Source organism: Nocardia sp. CA-135398, from assembly GCF_050955845.1.
Taxonomy (GTDB): Bacteria; Actinomycetota; Actinomycetes; order Mycobacteriales; family Mycobacteriaceae; genus Nocardia.
Window position 1 is genome coordinate 1,233,494 of sequence record NZ_CP192084.1, and the last position, 19,853, is coordinate 1,253,346.

Here is a 19,853-nt window from a genome sequence, read left to right on the forward strand (position 1 = left end):
CTCAGCGGTTGTCGCGGTACCAGCCGATCAGGGCGTCGGTGGACGAGTCACCTTGCGGCTGCGGCTCTTCCGGAGACGTCAGCAAGGGGGCCAGCGCGAGTGCTTGCTGCTTGCCGAGCTCCACGCCCCACTGGTCGAAACTATCGATGCCCCAGATGGTGCCCTCGACGAATACTTGATGTTCGTAGAGCGCGATCAACTGCCCGACCACCGACGGTGTCAGCTGTGGCGCCAGAATGGTCGTGCTCGGCCGATTGCCCGGCATCACCTTGTGCGGCACCACGTTCGGATCGGTGCCCTCCGCGGCGATCTCCTCGGCCGTCTTGCCGAAGGCGAGCACCTTGGTCTGCGCGAACAGGTTGCTCATCAGGATGTCGTGCATGCTGCCGCTGCCGTCGAGGGTGGGCAGATCAGCGGTGGGACGGGCGAATCCGATGAAATCGGCCGGAATCAGCCGGGTGCCCTGATGCAGCAGCTGGTAGAAGGCGTGCTGGCCGTTGGTTCCTGGCTCGCCCCAGAAGATTTCGCCCGTCGAGGTGGTCACCGGGGTGCCGTCGGCGCGCACCGACTTGCCGTTGGACTCCATGGTCAGCTGCTGCAGATAGGCCGGGAAGCGCGCCAGATCGTTCGAATAGGGCAGCACCGCACGCGATTCCGCGCCGAAGAAGTTCGAGTACCAGATGCCGAGCAGGCCGAGCAGTACCGGGCCGTTCCGGTCCAGCGGCTCGGTCGCGAAATGCCGGTCGACGGTGTGCATTCCGGCCAGGAACTCGGCGAAGCGCTCCTTGCCGATGGTCGCCATCACCGAAAGGCCGATGGCCGAATCCACCGAATAGCGGCCGCCGACCCAATCCCAGAAGCCGAACATATTCGCGGTGTCGATGCCGAAATCGGCGACCCGCTCGGCATTCGTCGAGACGGCCACGAAATGCTTTGCCACCGCGTCCTCGCCGATCGCGGCGACCAGCCAGCGCCGGGCGGCGGTGGCATTGGTCAGCGTCTCCAGCGTCGAAAACGTCTTGGAGGCAACGATGAACAGCGTGTTGGCCGGATCGAGTCCGTCGAGTTTCGCGAGCAGATCGGCCGGGTCGACATTCGAGACGAACCGGGCGGCGATCCCGGCATCGGCGTAGTGCCGCAGCGCGCGATGCACCATATCCGGGCCGAGATCCGAACCGCCGATGCCGATATTCACCACCGTCTTGATGCGCTCGCCGGTCGCGCCGCGCCAGGCACCCGAGCGCACCGCGTCGGTGAATTCACCCATCCGCCGCAGCACGTCGTGCACCTCGGCGCCCGCGTCCGCGCCGTCCACCATGACCGACTCGCCCTCGGGTAGGCGCAGCGCGATATGTTCCACCGCGCGGTTCTCCGAGGTGTTGATGTGGTCGCCGCGGTACATCGCGTCCCGCCGTTCGGTCACCCCGGCCTCATACGCCAATTCGACCAGCAGATGCAGGGTTTCCCGGGTGACACGGTGCTTGCTGTAGTCGATGTGCAGGTCGCCGACCCGAACGATCAACTCGCGGCCGCGGTCGGGATCCTCGGCGAAGAATTCACGCAGGTGTCGTCCGGCGACGGCGCTGTGGTGCTCGTGCAGTTTCCGCCAGGCCGCCGATGCGGTGATGTCGCTGCTCACGTCCGCGAGGTTACAAGCACTCGTTCGGCCGCGCAGGCAAGGACCGCATACTTTCGCCCATGTTGTCCTGACGGCATCCCGTGCCGATCATCCGATCGCCGCTCGAACAGGGCGTGGTGAGCGTGTGCGGACCGCTCGATATTCCGATCGACGAGTCGAGGGTGATGTGCGAGCGCGCGGCTTAGGCTGGGGTACATGGTGTCCGAACGCGAAGTACTCCAATCCGTACCGACGCAGCTTTGGATCGGCGGTCCAGTCGACGCCACCGGGGGCGGCACCTTCGCGGTGCACAATCCGGCCGATGGGCAGGTGCTGACCCAGGTTGCCGATGCCACGCCGGAAGACGCCGTGCGCGCACTGGATGCTGCCGCGGCGGTGCAGCCCGAATGGGCGGCGACACCGTCGCGGGAACGCGGCGAGATCCTGCGCCGGGTCTTCGAACAGCTGACCGCGCGCGCCGAGGAATTCGCGCTGCTTATGACCCTGGAGATGGGCAAGGCGCTGCCGGAAAGCCGCAACGAGGTGCGCTACGGCGCCGAATTCTTCCGCTGGTTCAGCGAGGAGGCGGTGCGGGCGCACGGACGCTATCTGCACGCGCCGTCCGGCACCGGGCGGATCATGGTGCACAAGCAGCCCGTCGGGCCCTGTCTGGCCATCACGCCGTGGAACTTCCCGCTGGCCATGGGCACCCGCAAGATCGGACCGGCGCTGGCCGCTGGCTGCACGATGATCGTCAAGCCCGCGTCGGCCACCCCGCTGACCATGTTGGCGCTGGCGAAGCTGTGCAGCGAGGCGGGACTGCCGGACGGCGTGCTCTCGGTGATCACCTCCAGCCGTTCCGGCGCCGTCACCGCGCCGCTGCTCGACGATCCGCGCCTGCGCAAGCTCACCTTCACCGGATCCACCGAGGTCGGCAAGAAGCTGGTGGAGAAGTCGGCGAACGGACTGCTGCGCACCTCGATGGAACTCGGCGGCAACGCACCGTTCGTGGTGTTCGACGATGCCGATATCGACGCCGCCGTACAGGGCGCGATGCTGGCCAAACTGCGCAATGGCGGTGAGGCGTGTACCGCCGCCAACCGCTTCCACGTGCAGAACGGCGTGCTCGAGGAGTTCACCACCAAACTCGTCGAGGCGATGTCGAATACGGTCACCCTCGGACCTGGCACCGACCCGAACACCACCCTCGGCCCGCTGATCAACGAAGAACAGCTCAATACCGTCAGCGAATTGGTCGATGACGCGGTGGCGGTCGGCGCGCAGCTCCGCCTCGGCGGCAAGGCGCCCGGCGGTCCCGGCTGGTTCTATCCCGCGACCATCCTCAGCGAGGTACCGGCGAATGCTCGGATCCTGCGTGAGGAGGTCTTCGGCCCCGTCGCACCCGTTGTCGGCTTCGAAACCGAGGAAGAGGGCCTCGCCGCCGCAAACAACACCGAATTCGGCCTGGTCAGCTATGTCTACACCCGCGACCTCGACCGCGCCCTTCGCATTGCCGAGGGCATCGAATCCGGCATGGTCGGCATCAACCGCGGCGTAATCTCCGATCCCGCAGCACCTTTCGGTGGCGTCAAGGCCTCCGGCTTCGGCCGCGAAGGCGGTATCGAGGGCATCGAGGAGTACCTGTCCACCAAGTACATCGCCCTTACCTGACCCGCAGACATGAAACGACCGCCCCGGGGTGAAATACACCCGGGGCGGCCTTGTGGAAGGCGGCGATCTTACGAACGTCGCGTGGTTCGATCGGTCCGCTGGTGGCGGCCGGTGAAGGTCAGTGGCCGAGTCGGCCGCGACCGAGGCGCAGCAGCAGCATGGCGAGGGTGTGGCCCTCCTGGCCGAGTTCGCTGAAGCGCTCGAGCACCTTCATCTCACGACTGTGTACGAGGCGGGGGCCGCCGGAGGCCATGCGCGTGCGACCGATGATCCGCGAGATCTCGGTGCGGCGCTTGATGGCGGCGAGAATTTCCGCGTCGAGCTGGTCGATCTCCTTGCGGAGCTTGTCGATCTCGGCCTCGGTGTGGGGCAGAGCCGAATCGGACCCGGTCGTCGTGGCGGGGGTGCTCATCATTCATCTCCTCGTGTCAGAACATGGATCGGCTGGTGAGCCGAGCTCGTTACCGATCGGTTCTTTCACCGTGCAAAACAAACCTGGTAGGTATTGCAATCCTCCCCCCAGGCAGCGCGCTCAGGTACAAAGTCCGCGATCACGATATCCGGCTGTTAGCCGAATCGGATGATTCGCGGCCGTCGCGCAGGTCATGTGGGCCAGTCTGCCATGGGGCCGAAGCAATGCAAAACACTTCATTTTGTGAATCTCCTGAGAAGGCTTGCACGTTGCGACGCCCGTGTCGACCCGGGGCGGTTCATCTGCCGTTCGCCGAATGGACACGATGGCGACCGGGACTTCATCTCTGTCGGTGGCCGCCGGTAGCGTGGATGGACGATGGACATCACGGTGGCTCCCAAGACGCAGGCCGGGCGGACTCGGCACCCGGATTCAGCCCAGAAACCGCAGGTCGACGCTGCTCGCATCGAGGAGATGGGCGACTCTGCCGTGCCCGCCGCGGCGGGGGTCCCGCATCCGGCCGTCGATGATGCGTCGCGGCGTGTCGTGGACGACAAACACCGTGTCGAACAAGAAAAGCGCCGCGCCGAACGTGAGCAACGTCGCGCGGAGGAGGCCGAGCGACTGCTCGACGGCCTCAACCCGCAGCAGCGCGCCGCCGTCGTGCACACCGGTGCGCCGCTGCTGATCGTCGCGGGCGCGGGTTCGGGCAAGACCGCCGTGCTGACCAGGCGCATCGCCTATTTGCTGGCCGCCCGCGGGGTGACCCCGGGCCAGGTCCTGGCCATCACCTTCACCAATAAGGCCGCCGCCGAAATGCGCGAGCGGGTGGGCGGTCTGGTCGGCCCGCGCGCAAACAACATGTGGGTCTCGACCTTCCACTCCAGCTGCGTCCGCATCCTGCGCATGCAGGCCGCGCTGCTGCCCGGTCTGAATTCGAATTTCTCCATCTACGACGCCGACGATTCCCGGCGATTGCTCACCATGATCAGCCGCGACTTCGATATCGACGTCAAGAAATATTCGGCGCGACTGCTGGCCACCGCCATCTCGAATTTGAAGAACGAGCTCATCGGCCCGGAGCAGGCCACCGCGGATGCCGAAACCGACGAAACCGAACTGCCCGGCCTCGTCGCCCGCGTGTACACCGAATATCAGCGCCGGTTGCGCTCGGCGAACGCCCTCGATTTCGACGATCTGATCGGCGAAACGGTGGCACTGCTGCAGAACCATCCGCAGGTCGCCGAGTACTACCGCCGCCGGTTCCGGCATGTGCTGGTAGACGAGTACCAGGACACCAACCACGCCCAGTACATCCTGATCCGCGAGCTGGTCGGGCATCATGCGCAGGAGCAGGCCGAAGACGCGGTCGCGCCGAGTGAACTGTGTGTCGTCGGTGATGCGGACCAGTCCATCTATGCCTTCCGCGGCGCCACCATCCGCAATATCGAGGAATTCGAACGCGACTTCCCCGATGCGGAAACCATTCTGCTGGAACAGAATTACCGCTCCACCCAGAATATTCTGTCCGCCGCGAACGCGGTGATATCGCGCAATGAGAAGCGCAGGGACAAGCGGCTGTGGACCGATTCCGGTGAGGGCGATCTGATCACCGGCTACGTCGCCGACAACGAGCACGACGAGGCCTCGTTCGTGGCGCGTGAGATCGACCGGTTGGTGGATGCGGGCGATGCCAACTACAGCGATGTCGCGGTCTTCTATCGCACCAACAACAATTCCCGTGCGTTGGAAGAAATCTTCATTCGCATGGGACTGCCCTACAAGGTGGTCGGCGGCGTGCGCTTCTACGAGCGCAAGGAGGTGCGCGATATCGTCGCGTACCTGCGCGTGCTCGACAATCCGGAGGACACGGTGAGCCTGCGCCGCATCCTCAACACCCCGCGCCGCGGCATCGGCGACCGGGCCGAAGCCTGTGTCGCGGTGCACGCCGAACAGCGCGGCATCGGTTTCGCCGAGGCACTGCGCGATGCCGCCGATGGCAAAGTGGCGCTGCTGAATACCCGGGCGCAACGCGCGATCGCCGGATTCCTCGACCTACTCGAAGAGGTCAGGGCGGCGGGTGCCCAGGCGGATCAGGACTTTCCCGACCTCGGCAATATGGTCGAAGCGGTGCTCGACCGCACCGGCTACCGGGCCGAGTTGGAGGGCTCCGATGATCCGCAGGACGGCGCGCGGCTCGACAACCTGAACGAATTGGTGAGCGTCGCGCGGGAATTCAGCTCCGAGGCATACAACAATGCCGAGGCCGCCCGGGAAGAAGGGTTGGTGCCAGAGGTGGCCGAGGGCGAACCCGATCCGGGCTCGCTCGCCGCCTTCCTGGAACGTGTCTCGTTGGTGGCCGATAGCGACCAGCTGCCCGAGGAGGGCTCCGGCGTGGTCACCATGATGACGCTGCACACCGCCAAGGGCCTGGAATTCCCGGTGGTCTTCGTGACCGGCTGGGAGGACGGGCAGTTCCCGCATATGCGCGCACTCGGCGATCCGACCGAGCTGGCGGAGGAACGCCGCCTCGCCTACGTCGGCATCACCCGGGCGCGGCAACGGCTCTACGTCACCCGTGCGGTGGTGCGCTCCGGCTGGGGGCAGCCGGTCTCGAATCCGGAATCCCGATTCCTACAGGAGATTCCGCCGCACCTCGTCGACTGGAAGCGGTTGGAGCCGAAGGGTTCGCCGCTCACCCGCGGCATCCGCCGCCGCGGCGACGACGACGGCCTGGAACACGACTGGACCCGAGACGGCTGGAATCAGCGGCCGGGCGTCAACGATCGTGGTCCACGCCGCCCCGCGCCCGGCGGCGCGAGCCGCAACAATGCCAATCTGGTACTGGCTGTTGGCGATCGAGTCAGCGATGACAAGTACGGCCTCGGCCGTGTGGTAGCCGCCGAAGGCTTCGGGCCCCTGGCCACCGTCACCATCGACTTCGGCACCGCGGGCAAGATCCGGCTCATCCCGCAATACAGCCGCACCCTGGTCAAGCTCTGAGAGGGGCCCTTCGGCCCTGATCTATCGCCTGTCGTGTCGGTAGCGTGCGCGACAAGGAAACCGTCGCGCAATACCTGCTGTGATTGCTGCCGATGCCGCCCCACCAGCGCATGGTGAACATCCGACCAATGCTGTGGGGGTCAGTCGCGGTCGGGGCCGAGGCTGATGCCGCGGGTGGCGAGCCAGGGGAGGGGGTCGATGCGGTCGGTGCCGTTGAGCCAGACTTCGAAATGGCAGTGCGGGCCGGTGGATTCGCCGCGGTTGCCGACGGTGGCGATCTCGTCGCCCGCGAGGACGTGCTGACCTACCGAGACAAGTGCGCTGTTGATGTGGCCGTACACCGTGACGGTGCCGTCGTCGCCGCGCATTCGTACCCACATGCCGAAACCGGCGGCCGGTCCAGCGTCGATGACGGTGCCGTCCTCGACCGCGTAGATCGGTGTGCCGATGGGGGCGGCGATGTCGACACCGGGGTGCAGCACGCCCCAGCGCTCGCCGTATCCGGAAGTGAAGGCGCCCGAGGCGAATTTCATGAACAGCGGCCGCAGCTTCGACTCCGCTTCAGCCGCCAGATCCTGTGCGAATTTGTCGCCGTTCTCCAACACATCGGAGAACTGGTCGAGGTTCGTCGGCGTCGCGGTATCGAGCAACTCCGGTGTCGTCGGCAGCTCACCACCCACCGGTTCCAACGCCCGCTGCTGCCCGACGGCCTGCAATTCAGCTGTCTGCGGCGACTTCTCACCACCCGCCGCCAAATTCTGCCCAGCGGCAACAATCGCCCCCGCCGCCACGGCGATAACCGCGACCCGCCCCTTCAACGCCCGCGGCGGTGCGGGCACCCGATGCGCACCACCCCGCCTCTTCCGCCGCCCCAGCCGGTCCGCCGAATCGCCAGGAGTACCTACCTGATCTGCCCCCGCCGTCCCCTCGATATCGCGAGCACCGCTACCCCGAGCCGCACCCCGATTGCGCAACTCGTCGTCGCGCCGAGCAGCATCGCGACGTTGCGGCGCAATGCCATCCCAGCCTGTGTCCCCATCACGGCCGTCGCTGAATCCGCGCCAGGCGCCGTTGCCCCCGCCGTAGACCTGGCCGGACTGCGCGTCGCGCTCCTGGCCTGTGCCGCGCCGCAGGCTTGCGTCGTGGTTCGGTCGGGCGTCGTGGTACGGGCTTGCGCCGTAATCCAGACTGTCGCCGTAATCCGTGCCTTCACCGTTGTTCTGGCTTGCGGCATGGCCCGGGCGTGCGTGCTCCTGGCTTGTGCCGTGACCCAGGCGTGCGTCGTATTCCGGACTGTCGCCATGCTGCTGGCGTGTGTCGAGCTCTCGGCCTATGCCGTCGTTCTGCCTTCTACCGTAATCCAGATTGTCGCCGTAATTCGTGCCTTCACCGTTGTTCTGGCTTGCGGCATGGCCCGGGCGTGCGTGCTCATGGCTTGTGCCGTGGCCCTGGCGTGCGTCGTATTCCGGACTGTCGCCATGCTGCTGGCGTGTGTCAAGCTCTCGGCCTATGGCGTCGTTCTGTCTTCTGCCGTAATCGTGGGTAGCGCCGCCATTCCAGCCCGGGCCCTGATCGCGGTCGTCAGGGAACGCGTGCCAGTCGGCATTGCTCGTGCTGTAGATCAGGCTGTCGCCGTAATCCAGGCCTGCGTTGTAGCCGTGTCTCGCGGCATGATCCGGGCCTTCGCCGTATTCCTGGGGAGCGACGCCGTTCCAGTCCCAACTCTCATCGCGGTCGCCGCCGAAACTGTGCCAGCTTCCGTTGCCGAGGCTGTCGCCATAATCTCGGCTCGCGTCGTAGATCTGGCCAGCACCTTGATCGTGGCCCGGTAGGTAAGCCTGGCTCGTGCCGTAGCTCAGCCCCGCGTGGTCCGGCCCCGCGGCGTAATCCCGGCCCTCGCTGTGGCTCTGAAAATCCCTATCGAATCGTGAATCTGCTTGCGACCATTGATCATTCAGCTGCCAGGATTCGGCGCCGTTGCCCTGCCCTGATGATTGCCAAGAATTGTCCAGGAATTGCTGCACCGGCACTCCGGAGCCTGATAACCGCTCATGCCTCATCGCCGCGGCCGCACCACACCACTGGTGCGCCCGAATTGTCCTGAACGCGAGGAAAGTTCGAAAGTTCCTGGTCTTCGAGTGTCGTGGACGGCGATCCGGGTGCTCGCAACGCGCATCGAGATTTACATCCTCCGGTCACAACTACTGCAGGGTAACGGGTCCGTCGACGGTAACGGATCGATTGCGGTCCCGCAACCGGTCATCCAATGAATCCCATTGCTGCACTGTGAATTCGGAGCCGAGCGCACACAGCAGCATCGAAGCGAACAGCGGCCCACATGCCAACGAACGTCCACCCGCAATGCAACAGCGCCTGTAGCCCAGCTGTCCCGTTTGCGCCGCGAGCCTCGACGAAATTCCGACCTGGAACTCAGTCGCGCTGCGGACCCAAGCTGATACCGCGCGTCGCCAGCCACGGCAGCGGATCGACCTTGTCGACCCCGTTCAACCACACCTCGAAATGGCAGTGCGGACCGGTGGAGAAACCACGGTTGCCGATGGTGGCGATCTGATCACCGGCCAGCACGCGCTGACCCGCCGACACCGTCGCGGTGTCGATGTGGCCGTAGATGGTGACGGTGCCGTCATCGTGCAGCAGACGCACCCACATACCGAAACCGGAGGCCGGACCGGCTTCGATCACGGTGGCGTCGGCGACGGCGTAGATCGGCGTGCCGATCGGGCCCGCGATATCGATGCCGAGATGCTGTACGCCCCAGCGGGCGCCGAATCCGGAGGTGAAATTGCCCGCCGCGAATCTGGTGAACAGCGGGCGCAGTTTCGAGGCTTCCTGCGCCGCCATATCTTCGGCGAACTTCTGCCCCTTTTGCAGCATGTCGCCGAACTGACCGAGATTCGTCGGGGTCGAAACATTGAGCACCTGTGGCGAATCCGGCGAGGTATTCGGATCGGCCACGCTGACCGACTGCGCGGCGATTTCGTGAACCTGTCCGGCGGCCTCGTAATCGACGGCCTGCGAAGGCTGTTCGGGCGAGGCGAAGGCGGCCTGTCCAGCGGCGACCACCGCACCAGCGGCGACGGCGACGACCGCGGCGCGGCCCTTCAGTGAAGCGGGGGGCGCGGGCATCCGATGCGCGCCACCATTGCCGCGGTTCGCGCGGCGGCCCGGGATCACAGTGGGACGGGCCGGGACTTCCGGATCCTCGGACTCCCAGGGAGAGCACTGACCATCCCACGATTCGTCGCCATCCCAGGACGACTCATCGCCGTCCCAGGACCCGTCCGTCTCCGGCGTCCAGGACGCCTCGGAGTCGGCGTTCCAGGTCTCGTCGCTCTCGGGGGTCCGAGAATCGTCGGAAGCCCACGCACCGCCATCGGACCAGGAGTCGCCTTGCGTCCAAGCCTGCGACTGTCCCCACGAATCGACTTGCGAGTCGGCCTGCGGCTCTGCCCACGAATCGGCCTGCGGCTGTCCCCAAGCGGAACCGGACTGTGCCCAAGAATCATTCGCGCCCAACGCGCTGCCCCCGTGTTCGTAGCCACCCGCCGCGTAGCGATGCCCACCGGCATGCCGCGACGAAGTCCCGAACGGATCTATCGCAGCACTGGAATGCCCACCGAACGACTCGTCGTCATCGGACCGGTAACGATGTCCGGAGCGAGCGCGATTTTCGGTTGCGAAGGTGGAGCGATGGTTCATCGGTGGTGCCACATCATCGAGCGAGAGATCACGGAATCGAATTGCCTGATCAGAGGCGTTAAGGAACGGCTCTCCGTCTGCGGAGTGCTGTGCTGCGTCAAGCTTGCCGTCCTCCTAGTCGTGACCGTGTTGTGACATCGACCGCAATGACGGTAACGAAACGATTGCGAGGTCCGCAAGCGCTACGTGCGATCAATCCAAACATGTGAGATTGATCACGGTAACGCACCGGAATAACTCACTGTGATCGGGGCACGCGGGTGAGGCTGATCGACGACGAACCGTAGTAGAAGGCCGTCGGTCAACCGGTTCGGCGGCTCTACCTGGCGCGCCGTCAGCAACCTACTGGCGAGTAGCCTTGGCCTGGCGTTTTCCCGCCCTGGGCAACAGCCCGTGACCTGCGCCACTTAGGATGAATGTGGCCGTTTGGCCCTCCATGTGACTGGTTAAAGTCCGACCCGACCCGCTTCCGACGTCGGGCCGCCAACAAAGACGTTGTCATCACAACGCAGACGAGACGGTGAGTACATGGATCTCTTCGAATATCAGGCGAAGGAGCTCTTCGTTAAGCACGGAGTGCCTTCGTCCGAGGGCCGCGTCACGGACACGGCCGAGGACGCCCGCGCCATCGCGGCGGAAATCGGCAAGCCGGTGATGATCAAGGCCCAGGTGAAGGCCGGTGGCCGCGGCAAGGCGGGCGGCGTCAAGTTCGCCGCCACCGCCGACGACGCGTTCACGCACGCGCAGAACATCATCGGCCTGGATATCAAGGGCCACATCACCAAGAAGATCCTTGTCGCCGAAGCCAAGGACATCGCGGAGGAGTACTACATCTCCTTCCTGCTCGACCGGTCCAACCGCACCTACCTGGCCATGTGCTCGGTCGAAGGCGGTATGGAGATCGAAGAGGTCGCCGCGACCAAGCCCGAGCGCCTGGCCAAGGTGCCGGTCGACGCCGTCAAGGGTGTCGACCTCGCGTTCGCCCGCTCGATCGCCGAGCAGGGCCACCTGCCCGCCGACGTACTCGACGCCGCGGCCGTGACCATCCAGAAGCTCTGGGAGGTGTTCATCGGCGAGGACGCCACCCTGGTGGAGGTCAACCCGCTGGTCCGCACCCCCGACAACGAGATCCTCGCGCTCGACGGCAAGGTCACCCTGGACGAGAACGCCGAGTTCCGGCAGCCCGGTCACGCGGCCTTCGCGGACAAGGACGCGACCGATCCCCTCGAGCTCAAGGCCAAGGACAACGACCTCAACTACGTCAAGCTCGACGGTGAGGTCGGCATCATCGGCAACGGTGCGGGTCTGGTCATGTCCACCCTCGACGTGGTCGCCTACGCGGGTGAGAACCACGGCGGTGTCAAGCCCGCCAACTTCCTCGACATCGGTGGTGGCGCCTCGGCCGAGGTCATGGCCGCCGGACTCGATGTCATCCTGGGTGATGCCCAGGTCAAGAGCGTGTTCGTCAATGTTTTCGGTGGTATCACCGCCTGTGACGCGGTCGCCAACGGCATCGTGAAGGCGCTGGAAATCCTTGGCGCCGAGGCGAACAAGCCGCTGGTCGTCCGTCTCGACGGCAACAAGGTGGACGAGGGTCGCAAGATTCTCGTCGATGCCGCGCATCCGCTGATCACACTTGCGCAGACAATGGACGAAGGCGCCGACAAGGCCGCCGAACTGGCAGCGGCCAAGTAAGGAAACCGGAAATGTCTATCTTCCTCAACAAGGATTCCAAGGTCATCGTCCAGGGCATCACCGGCGGTGAGGGCACCAAGCACACCGCGCTGATGCTCAAGGCCGGCACCCAGGTCGTGGGCGGTGTCAACGCGCGCAAGGCGGGCACCACCGTCGCGCACACCGACAAGGACGGCAACGCGATCGAGCTGCCGGTGTTCGGCACGGTCGAAGAGGCCATCAAGGCGACCGGTGCCGATGTGTCCATCGCGTTCGTGCCGCCGAAGTTCTCGAAGGACGCCATCATCGAGGCCATCGACGCGGAGATCCCGCTGCTCGTGGTCATCACCGAGGGCATCCCGGTGCAGGACACCGCCTACGCGTGGGCCTACAACGTGGAGAAGGGCAACAAGACCCGGATCATCGGCCCGAACTGCCCCGGCATCATCACCCCCGGCGAATCGCTGGTCGGCATCACCCCGGCCAACATCACCGGCAAGGGCCCGGTCGGCCTGGTGTCGAAGTCCGGCACGCTGACCTACCAGATGATGTACGAGCTGCGTGACTTCGGCTTCTCGACCGCCATCGGCATCGGCGGCGACCCGGTCATCGGCACCACCCACATCGACGCCATCGAGGCGTTCGAGCAGGACCCCGAGACCAAGCTGATCGTGATGATCGGCGAGATCGGCGGCGACGCCGAGGAGCGGGCCGCGGCCTACATCAAGGCCAACGTCACCAAGCCGGTCGTCGGCTACGTCGCGGGCTTCACCGCCCCCGAGGGCAAGACCATGGGCCACGCGGGCGCGATCGTGTCCGGTTCGGCCGGTACCGCCCAGGCGAAGAAGGATGCGCTCGAGGCCGCCGGTGTGAAGGTCGGCAAGACGCCGTCCGAGACCGCCGCGCTGGCGCGGGAGATCCTGGAGAAGGCAAGCGTCACCGCCTGATTCGCGGATTCATACGAAAGGCCGCCACCCCGATCGGGGTGGCGGCCTTTCGTATGTTCAGAAGAAGTGGACTACTGAAGCGATCCCGAAGACGAGGCTGTACACCGCGAACGGCAGCAGCGAATTCGATTTGAAGTAGCGCTCCAGGAAGCGGACCGCGAGATACGCCGCACCACCCGCGACGATCGATCCGACCAGAACCTGACTGAGGATGCCGTCGCCTTGCGGACCGGCCAGCGTCGGCAGTTTGAGCACTCCCGCGGCGAGAATGACCGGAGTGGCGAGCAGGAAGGCGAATTTCGCCGCGTCCTCATGGTCCAAACCGCGCAGCAGACCGCCGACCATTGTCATGCCGGAGCGGCTGATACCCGCGAACAGTGCGCCGGTCTGCGAGACACCGATGATCAACGCGTCCTTGGCGGATAGATCGCCGAGGCCGGTCGGCTCCTCCGCCGTCGCGACGAAATATCCCTCTTCGATGGCCTTGGCCCGTGCCTCGGACTCGGCGAAGCGGCGGCCATAGTCGGACAGCGTCGGCTGGCTGCGCCGACGCAGCACCTCGCCGGTGATGAGCACGACTCCGTTCAACGTCAGAAACAGGCCCGCCGCAAGGGGTTTCGCGAACAAGGTGCGCAGCGGATGTTCCAGCAGCAACCCGAGCACACCGACCGGCACGGTCGCCAGGAGCACCAGCCAACCCAGGCGCTGGGTCGAGGTCTCGATGCGCCGGGTGCGCAGTGTGGTGACCAAGCCGACCACGATCTCGACCCAGTCGCGCCAATAGAACACCAGCAGTGCGATCGCAGTCGCCACATGCAATCCGACGACAAATGCGAGATATGGTGTGCCGGAAGCGGAATCGCCCTGGGTGACCAGCTCGCTCCAGGACCCACCCAACCACGCGGGCACCAAAACGGAATGACCCAGGCTGGAAATCGGGAACAGTTCGGTTATGCCTTGCAGTGCGCCGATCACAACGGCTTGGGTGTACGTGAGCATCGCCTGACAGCTTGGCACGTCGAACCCGGCGCGAGACCGCCCTGAAACAGACCTGTGTCCGTTTTGGAATGCTTGTCGGCAGAGGAGATTTCAGTCCGGGCGACGCGGCCCGACCAGGGCATCGAGATCGATGACGAGCGGAAATGGCGCTTCTTGCCGGACGATGCCGGTGGACCTGGGGGTTATCCGGTATTCGCGCGCGTCTTGGTCCAAGGTGTAGACGGTCAAGCCGACCGATTCCAGGTCGACGATGTCGATCACCCAGTAGTGCTCTATGCCGTTGGCTGCGTACTCGCCCGCTTTGATCGAATAGTCACGCACCGCCGATTCGTCGGACGAGGCGATTTCGATGGCCAGGGCGATCTGCTCTGGGCGAATCCGTAGCTGGTCGTCGATGTCGGTCGGTGCAACGACAACGTCGGGGACCCGGCGTGGTGATGGTCCTTTGGGCAGCTCGGCCTCCAGTTCCGCGAATGCCTCCCACTCCGGCGGCAACTGCGGGTCGAGCTGCACGAGCAGACGCTTGATGGCCCGGCTATGGGGTGGCGCGGGGCGAGCGTTCACGAGCAAGAGTCCGTTCTCGATCTCGTAACGATGGCTGGTGTCGATCGGCAGAGCGTCGAATTCTCGCACGCTGATCGGCTGCCCGTGCGGGATCGGCAACATGTGCGCTGTCATGGTCCGCCTCTGTGCTGGATCGCCCGTGTCTTCAGTTCAGTACACACCATTGAATGTACTGAACTGAAGACGAATACCTGCTGCGCGCGGCGTTGTGGGTCGGGTCGATGGGCGTCGACCACCGTGCACTGCCATGCTGTGAGGCGTGGACGTGCTGGTGCTGGGCCCAGTGCAGTTGTGGGCGGGCGAGAAGAGTGTCGGCATCGATCGGCCGTTGGAGCGGGCCGTGCTGGTGCGGTTGGCGTTGGCGGGCGGGGTGCCTGTTCCGGATGGGCGGCTGGCCGAGGATCTGTGGGGAGCCGATGTCGAGCGGCCGGTGCAGCGGTTGCGGGTGGTGGTTTCGCGGTTTGCGGGCGGCGCTCGGCACGCATGCGGCCGTTATCGGGCGGACGCCCGCCGGATATCACGCGAGCGTGACGGCAGCGGATTTGGCGACGGTGAAGAGGGCGGCGCAGCGGCTGTATACGGCGCGTCGGGCTGGCGACCACGCCATGGCCGCGGCGGCCGCTAGAGAGGCGCTTGCGTTGTGGCGTGGGGCCGCGCTGGCCGATCTGCGCAGTGTTCCGTATGCCGCGGCCGAGGGGGACCGGCTCGACGATTGGCGGCTGTCGCTGACCGTGGCAGGGCTGGAGGCTAATCTGGAATTGGGCGCGGCCGGGGAGGTCGTAACCGAACTGACCCGCCTGGTTGCGCGGTATCCGCTGCACGAACCGCTCTCGGGTCTGCTGGCCTTGGCGCTGTATCGCAGTGGGCGACAAGCGGACGCACTCGACCGGCTGGCCCGCCTGCGCCGGAATCTCGCCGAGCAACTCGGCGTCGACCCGGCGCCGGAGACGGCCGCGCTGGAACTGCGCATTCTCGACCACGATCCGACCCTGCGTCCCGCGAATGCCGCGCCGATCGCCGTTAATCCGGTCACCGATGTCGCCACTGAATCAGCAACCGCCGCACCCCACTCCGACCCGGTCGTCTCGGTCCCGGCCACCAGTTTCATCGGCCGCGGTCGCGAATTCGACACCCTCGGCGCTCGCTTCGCGAAACCCGGTCTGACCACCCTGGTCGGCGTCGCAGGCAGCGGAAAGTCTCGCCTCGCAGCCGAACTCGCCCGCGCCGCCGCAAACTCCGGCCGCCCGGTCGCCTTCGTCGAACTGGCGCCCCTGGCCCGAGCCGAGGACGTGCTGCCCGCGGTGCTCGCAGTACTCGAGACAAATGGCCTGACGGAAGGCATCCCGATCGATCCCGATGACCCATTACCGGGAATCGTTGCAGCGCTGGGTACTTCGGGAGCCACAGATGATTCCGGTGCTCGCGGGGATTCAGCCGCGCCAGGTGATGCGGCAGCGTTGGCTGGTTCGGTCGCCCTGGGTGATTCGGGTGCCCTTGCGCGCGCGAATGCGGGTCCGCCGAATGACTCGGATATGCGAGGTGGCTCTGGCGCACGCTTGGATGCGGGTGCGACAGGTGATATGGCGGCGCTGGACGATTCGCGTGACCCCGAGCGCGCAAATGCGGGTCCGCCGAATGACTTGGGCCTCCGAGGTGGCTCGGGCGCACGCGGAGAAGGTGCATTGGATCCGTCGCATGCGCGCGGCGGCTCGAGTGCACAGCATAACCTTGCGGCATCGGCGAATTCGGCCCGCGATAACGCACAGCAAGTCTTACTGGTCCTCGACAATGCCGAGCATATGATCGAGCCTGTTGCCGAATTAGCCACCGCGGCAGCGGGTTCCAGCATTTTGGTGACTTCGCAGCGCGCGCTGGGCGTGGCAGGCGAGTCGGTCTATCCGCTGGGTCCGCTGGAACGTGGCAATGGCGTCGCACTGTTCACCGAACGTGCTGGATTGCACGGATTGGTCACTGTCGATGAGCGTGCGGAACTGGTCAGGATCTGCGCGGCGGTGGATTGGCTGCCACTGGGGATCGAGTTGGCCGCGGGTCTCACTCGGACGCTCACGATCTCGCAACTCGCGCAGCGCATCGATGACCGCGTTCGGCTGTTGGTCGGCGGAGCACGGGATGCCGGGGGAGGGCGGCATACGAGTCTGCGGGTGGCCCTGGATTGGAGTTATGAACTGCTGGCCGAACGGGAGCGGACGGTCCTGCGCAGGCTCGGGGTATTCGCCGGCGGGTGCACGCTCGAGGCGGCCGAAGCTGTCACACCCGCATCGGATCTCGAAGGCGGCGATATCGCGCCCGCGCTCGCGGACCTGGTGAACCGAAGCTTGGTGTCAGTCCAGAACTATGGTGCGACAAGACGATTCGTGCTCTTGGAGACTGTCCGCGACTACGCGCTCGCGCAACTGGCGCACACCCGCGAGACCGATCCCCTGCGTGCCCGGCACGTGGACTGGTGTCTCGACCTGGTGCGCAAGATCGGCGAGCCCGACGATTTCGCAACGGCCGAATCGGTGGCCGCGGTCTTCGCCGAATGGCCGAATATCCTCGCCGCACTCGAAAACGCACCCGGAACACCGAGAGCCGCCGCCGGTTTACGACTCGCGACCGCAATGCACGTCCCCTGGCTGGCCAGGGCCTGGTTCCGTGAGGCGCGACGTCACTACGGCGCACTGATCGAGTCACTGCCCGCCGACACTGCGCCGGCCGAATTGGCTCAGGCGCTGAGCCATTACGGCTTCCACACCCTCATGACCGGCGACTTCGATTCCGCTGCAGCACAATTGGCCAGAGCCAGTGAACTCGCCGCACCGCTGGACGATATCGACCTCGCCCAGACCGTGCGCTACTACCAGGGCATCGTCGATATCGAACGGGCCAGGCTCCCGGAGGCGGTCGAGCGGCTGCGCGAGGGGGAGCGGCTGGCGGTGCGCGTAACGCAGGCCTCGTCCTTCGCGGACGCACTCGGCACCGCACTGCTGTATTCGGGCGACGCGGCGGGTGCGCTCGCCGCCTATCAGCGCTCCACCGAGGTGGATCGCGCCAACGACGATGAGCACAGCCTGTCCCGTGGCCTGAGCAATCAGGCCAAGGCGCTGCTCGATCTGGGCCGCGACGCGGACGCACTGGCAATGGTCGAAGAATCCGACCGCTACGCCCGCCGCCTCGACGATCGCCAGATCATGCCGCTCAACGACCTGACCCGCGCCGCGGTTGCCTTGGCCGCCGGACAACTCGACGCCGCCGAATCCTATTGTCGCTCCGCCCTCGCCCACGAAGAGGAGGCCGGTCTGGCTCGGCTCGATCTCGCCGACGTCCTCATCGCCAAGGGGGAGCTCGACGAAGCCGCGGCACTGCTCGCCGAGCACGACGCGGCGGATCCCGGCGGTGTCCCGGCACTGGCGGGCCGGGCGATCGAGATTGCGCTGCGGCGGGCACGAGGCGACTCGGACGGGGACATGGTCGAGCGCGCCCGTTCCGCCTACCGGACCACTGGCTTCGGCTGGCAGCGCTACATGAACAGACTCGAAAAACCGGGCAGTACCTCGTGAAATGCGGATGAAATCGCGCTGAGACGGCCGCGCGGGAGGCTGGTCATCGCCAAAGGAACCCCCCCGAGAAAAGGCGCAGACAATGACCATCACCCGCATCCGCCCCGCCCGCATCGCGGCCATCGCCGCGCTCACCGTCGCCGGATTCATCGGCGGCATCGCGCCCGCCGTCGCTGGCCCGTTCGGCACCGGATCGGCCCAGGCCCAGCCGGGCAATCTCGGCCCTTTCGAGTACGAACACCAGTGCCTGGCCCGTGGCAACGAGGGCATCCGGACCGGCGAATGGCAGGACTTCGACTGCGTCGGCAGCTACGGCGCTTGGTACGTCGTGCCCCGCTAGTCACTCGAGGCGCGCACCGGAGAAGTGCGTTCCCATCTGAGGTGGTAGCGCCGAATTGTTATCGGTCGGCGCGGATTCACACAGGACCAGCGTAGTCGCGGTTTTCGGTCGTCCGGCCAGTTGGTTTAGGGTGACCTGGGCCAGCGAGTGCAGTAGCGTCAGATACAGATCCAGCCGTTCAGACTACGTACGACTCGACCTAGGAGACGACGACCATGTCATACCCGACCGGGGGCTCCGGGTACAACGCACCCGCGACGCCACCCGCACCTTCCAGCTCCGGCCAATCGGCTGGTTCCGGCGCCGAGTCCACCGCAAAGGGCCTGCCGTACTTCCTGGTGGTCGGCGTCGCCGCGCTCGGTGTGATCAACTTCCTGCTCGGCTTCCTCCCGTTCTTCGGTCAGAAGCCGCGGGACCTGGGCAGAGGTGTCACGGTCGGAGGTGACGACACGCTCAGCCTCTTCCAGTATTTCGGTGCGGCGGGTCTGCTGGCGCTGCTGCTGCTCGGCGGTCTGCTCGCCGGACTTTCGCTGCTGCCCAAGCAGAATTGGGCCGGCGCCGCCGCCGCGGCATCGGCAGCCGGTTTCCTCGGCACGTTGTTCCTGTCCTTCACCACGCCTGACAATCTGAACGTCGAGCTGAAGTGGGGCGCATACGTATTGCTATTCCTGGCTCTCGTGCAGACGGCCGTCGCGGTCGTCGCGGTGCTGTTCGAAGCCGGCATCCTGACCCCGCCCGCGCCGAAGCCCGCGACGCCGCAGGGCCCGCCGAGCGGTTTCGGCCCCGGCGGTTATGGCCAGCAGGGTGCGTTCGGTCAAGGCCAGCCTTCAGCTTTCGGTCAGGGGCAGCCGAGCCAATACGGTCAGGGCCAGCCGGGTCAGTTCGGCCAGGGCCAGCCGGGTCAGTTCGGCCAGGGCGGCCCGCAGTACCAGCAGCAGCCCTACGGCCAGAGCCAGCCCAGCCAGCCGACCTACGGTCAGGGTCAGCAGCCGTCCTATGGTCAGCAGCCCCCCGCCTTTGGTCAGCAGCCCGGATACGGTGCGGCACAGCAGGGTTCGCCGTACGGTTCCTCACCCGCCGCGCAGCCGCGCCCGGATGAGAGTGCCACCCAGCACTTCGGGACTCCGCAGTCCGGACAGCAGTACGGCACACCGGGTTTCGGCCAGGGTCAACAAGGCCAACAGGGCCAAGGCCAGCAGGGCCAGGGACAACAGGGCCAGCAGAACCAGCCGTTCGGCGGTGAAACCGGTTCGGACCCGTCCTCGGACGCCACCCACGCATTCCGCCCGGACGAGAACAAGTAATTCGTCGGCTCTCCCGGCGCGCCGCAGACCGGGTCGGCGCG

At 65.9% G+C, this 19,853-nt stretch carries 13 protein-coding genes and 1 pseudogene; 8 read left to right on the forward strand and 6 right to left on the reverse strand.

What is annotated here, in order from left to right; translation table 11 throughout:
• Position 1 precedes the first annotated feature (1 nt).
• Complete coding sequence (gene pgi, locus ACQP1T_RS05505) at positions 2–1,639, reverse strand: glucose-6-phosphate isomerase (RefSeq protein WP_433758860.1); 1,638 nt, start codon at positions 1,637–1,639, stop codon at positions 2–4.
• Positions 1,640–1,834: 195 nt separating this feature from the next.
• Between pgi and ACQP1T_RS05510 the strand changes: the two genes are divergently transcribed.
• Positions 1,835–3,289, forward strand: coding sequence for an NAD-dependent succinate-semialdehyde dehydrogenase (locus ACQP1T_RS05510; protein ID WP_433758861.1), 1,455 nt, complete (start codon positions 1,835–1,837; stop codon positions 3,287–3,289).
• Between the two features lie 118 nt (positions 3,290–3,407).
• Here the strand turns inward: ACQP1T_RS05510 and ACQP1T_RS05515 are convergent, their stop codons facing one another.
• Entirely contained in the window at positions 3,408–3,701 is a 294-nt protein-coding gene (locus tag ACQP1T_RS05515; protein WP_327093861.1) for a chorismate mutase, read from the reverse strand.
• A 378-nt stretch (positions 3,702–4,079) separates the two neighbouring features.
• Here ACQP1T_RS05515 and pcrA point away from each other — a divergent pair, with 378 nt between their 5' ends.
• On the forward strand, positions 4,080–6,704 hold the full coding sequence (gene pcrA / locus ACQP1T_RS05520) for a DNA helicase PcrA (protein ID WP_433758862.1): 2,625 nt from the start codon (positions 4,080–4,082) through the stop codon (positions 6,702–6,704).
• Positions 6,705–6,844: 140 nt separating this feature from the next.
• On the opposite strand, the pseudogene ACQP1T_RS05525 reads toward pcrA, so the two are convergent.
• A pseudogene (locus ACQP1T_RS05525) lies at positions 6,845–7,561 on the reverse strand (M23 family metallopeptidase); the annotation flags it as partial.
• Between the two features lie 1,573 nt (positions 7,562–9,134).
• A complete protein-coding gene (locus ACQP1T_RS05530) occupies positions 9,135–10,241 on the reverse strand; it encodes a M23 family metallopeptidase (RefSeq protein ID WP_433761990.1) in 1,107 nt (368 codons plus the stop codon).
• Between the two features lie 711 nt (positions 10,242–10,952).
• Here ACQP1T_RS05530 and sucC point away from each other — a divergent pair.
• Together sucC and sucD are read left to right on the forward strand one after the other, a co-directional pair.
• On the forward strand, positions 10,953–12,119 hold the full coding sequence (gene sucC / locus ACQP1T_RS05535; protein WP_433758863.1) for an ADP-forming succinate--CoA ligase subunit beta: 1,167 nt from the start codon (positions 10,953–10,955) through the stop codon (positions 12,117–12,119).
• 11 nt (positions 12,120–12,130) lie between these two features.
• Entirely contained in the window at positions 12,131–13,045 is a 915-nt protein-coding gene (gene sucD / locus ACQP1T_RS05540) for a succinate--CoA ligase subunit alpha (RefSeq protein ID WP_062986557.1), read from the forward strand.
• Positions 13,046–13,102: 57 nt separating this feature from the next.
• On the opposite strand, the gene ACQP1T_RS05545 is transcribed toward sucD, so the two are convergent.
• Positions 13,103–14,044, reverse strand: coding sequence for an undecaprenyl-diphosphate phosphatase (locus ACQP1T_RS05545; protein WP_433758864.1), 942 nt, complete (start codon positions 14,042–14,044; stop codon positions 13,103–13,105).
• A 90-nt stretch (positions 14,045–14,134) separates the two neighbouring features.
• Entirely contained in the window at positions 14,135–14,722 is a 588-nt protein-coding gene (locus ACQP1T_RS05550; RefSeq protein WP_433758865.1) for a Uma2 family endonuclease, read from the reverse strand.
• Positions 14,723–14,867: 145 nt separating this feature from the next.
• Here ACQP1T_RS05550 and ACQP1T_RS05555 point away from each other — a divergent pair, with 145 nt between their 5' ends.
• From ACQP1T_RS05555 to ACQP1T_RS05570, 4 genes are all read left to right on the forward strand, one after another.
• Positions 14,868–15,233: a hypothetical protein gene (locus ACQP1T_RS05555; protein WP_433758866.1), complete on the forward strand. Its 366-nt coding sequence runs from the start codon at positions 14,868–14,870 to the stop codon at positions 15,231–15,233.
• Positions 15,136–18,168 (forward strand): BTAD domain-containing putative transcriptional regulator, encoded by a 3,033-nt coding sequence (locus ACQP1T_RS05560; RefSeq protein ID WP_433758867.1) that lies wholly within the window; start codon positions 15,136–15,138, stop codon positions 18,166–18,168. The genes ACQP1T_RS05555 and ACQP1T_RS05560 overlap by 98 nt, the downstream gene beginning before the upstream one ends.
• A gap of 82 nt (positions 18,169–18,250) precedes the next feature.
• Positions 18,251–18,508 carry a hypothetical protein gene (locus ACQP1T_RS05565; protein ID WP_433758868.1) on the forward strand — a complete coding sequence of 86 codons (258 nt, stop codon included), beginning with the start codon at positions 18,251–18,253 and terminating at the stop codon, positions 18,506–18,508.
• 215 nt (positions 18,509–18,723) lie between these two features.
• Positions 18,724–19,812, forward strand: coding sequence for a DUF5336 domain-containing protein (locus ACQP1T_RS05570; RefSeq protein ID WP_433758869.1), 1,089 nt, complete (start codon positions 18,724–18,726; stop codon positions 19,810–19,812).
• Positions 19,813–19,853: the final 41 nt, after the last annotated feature.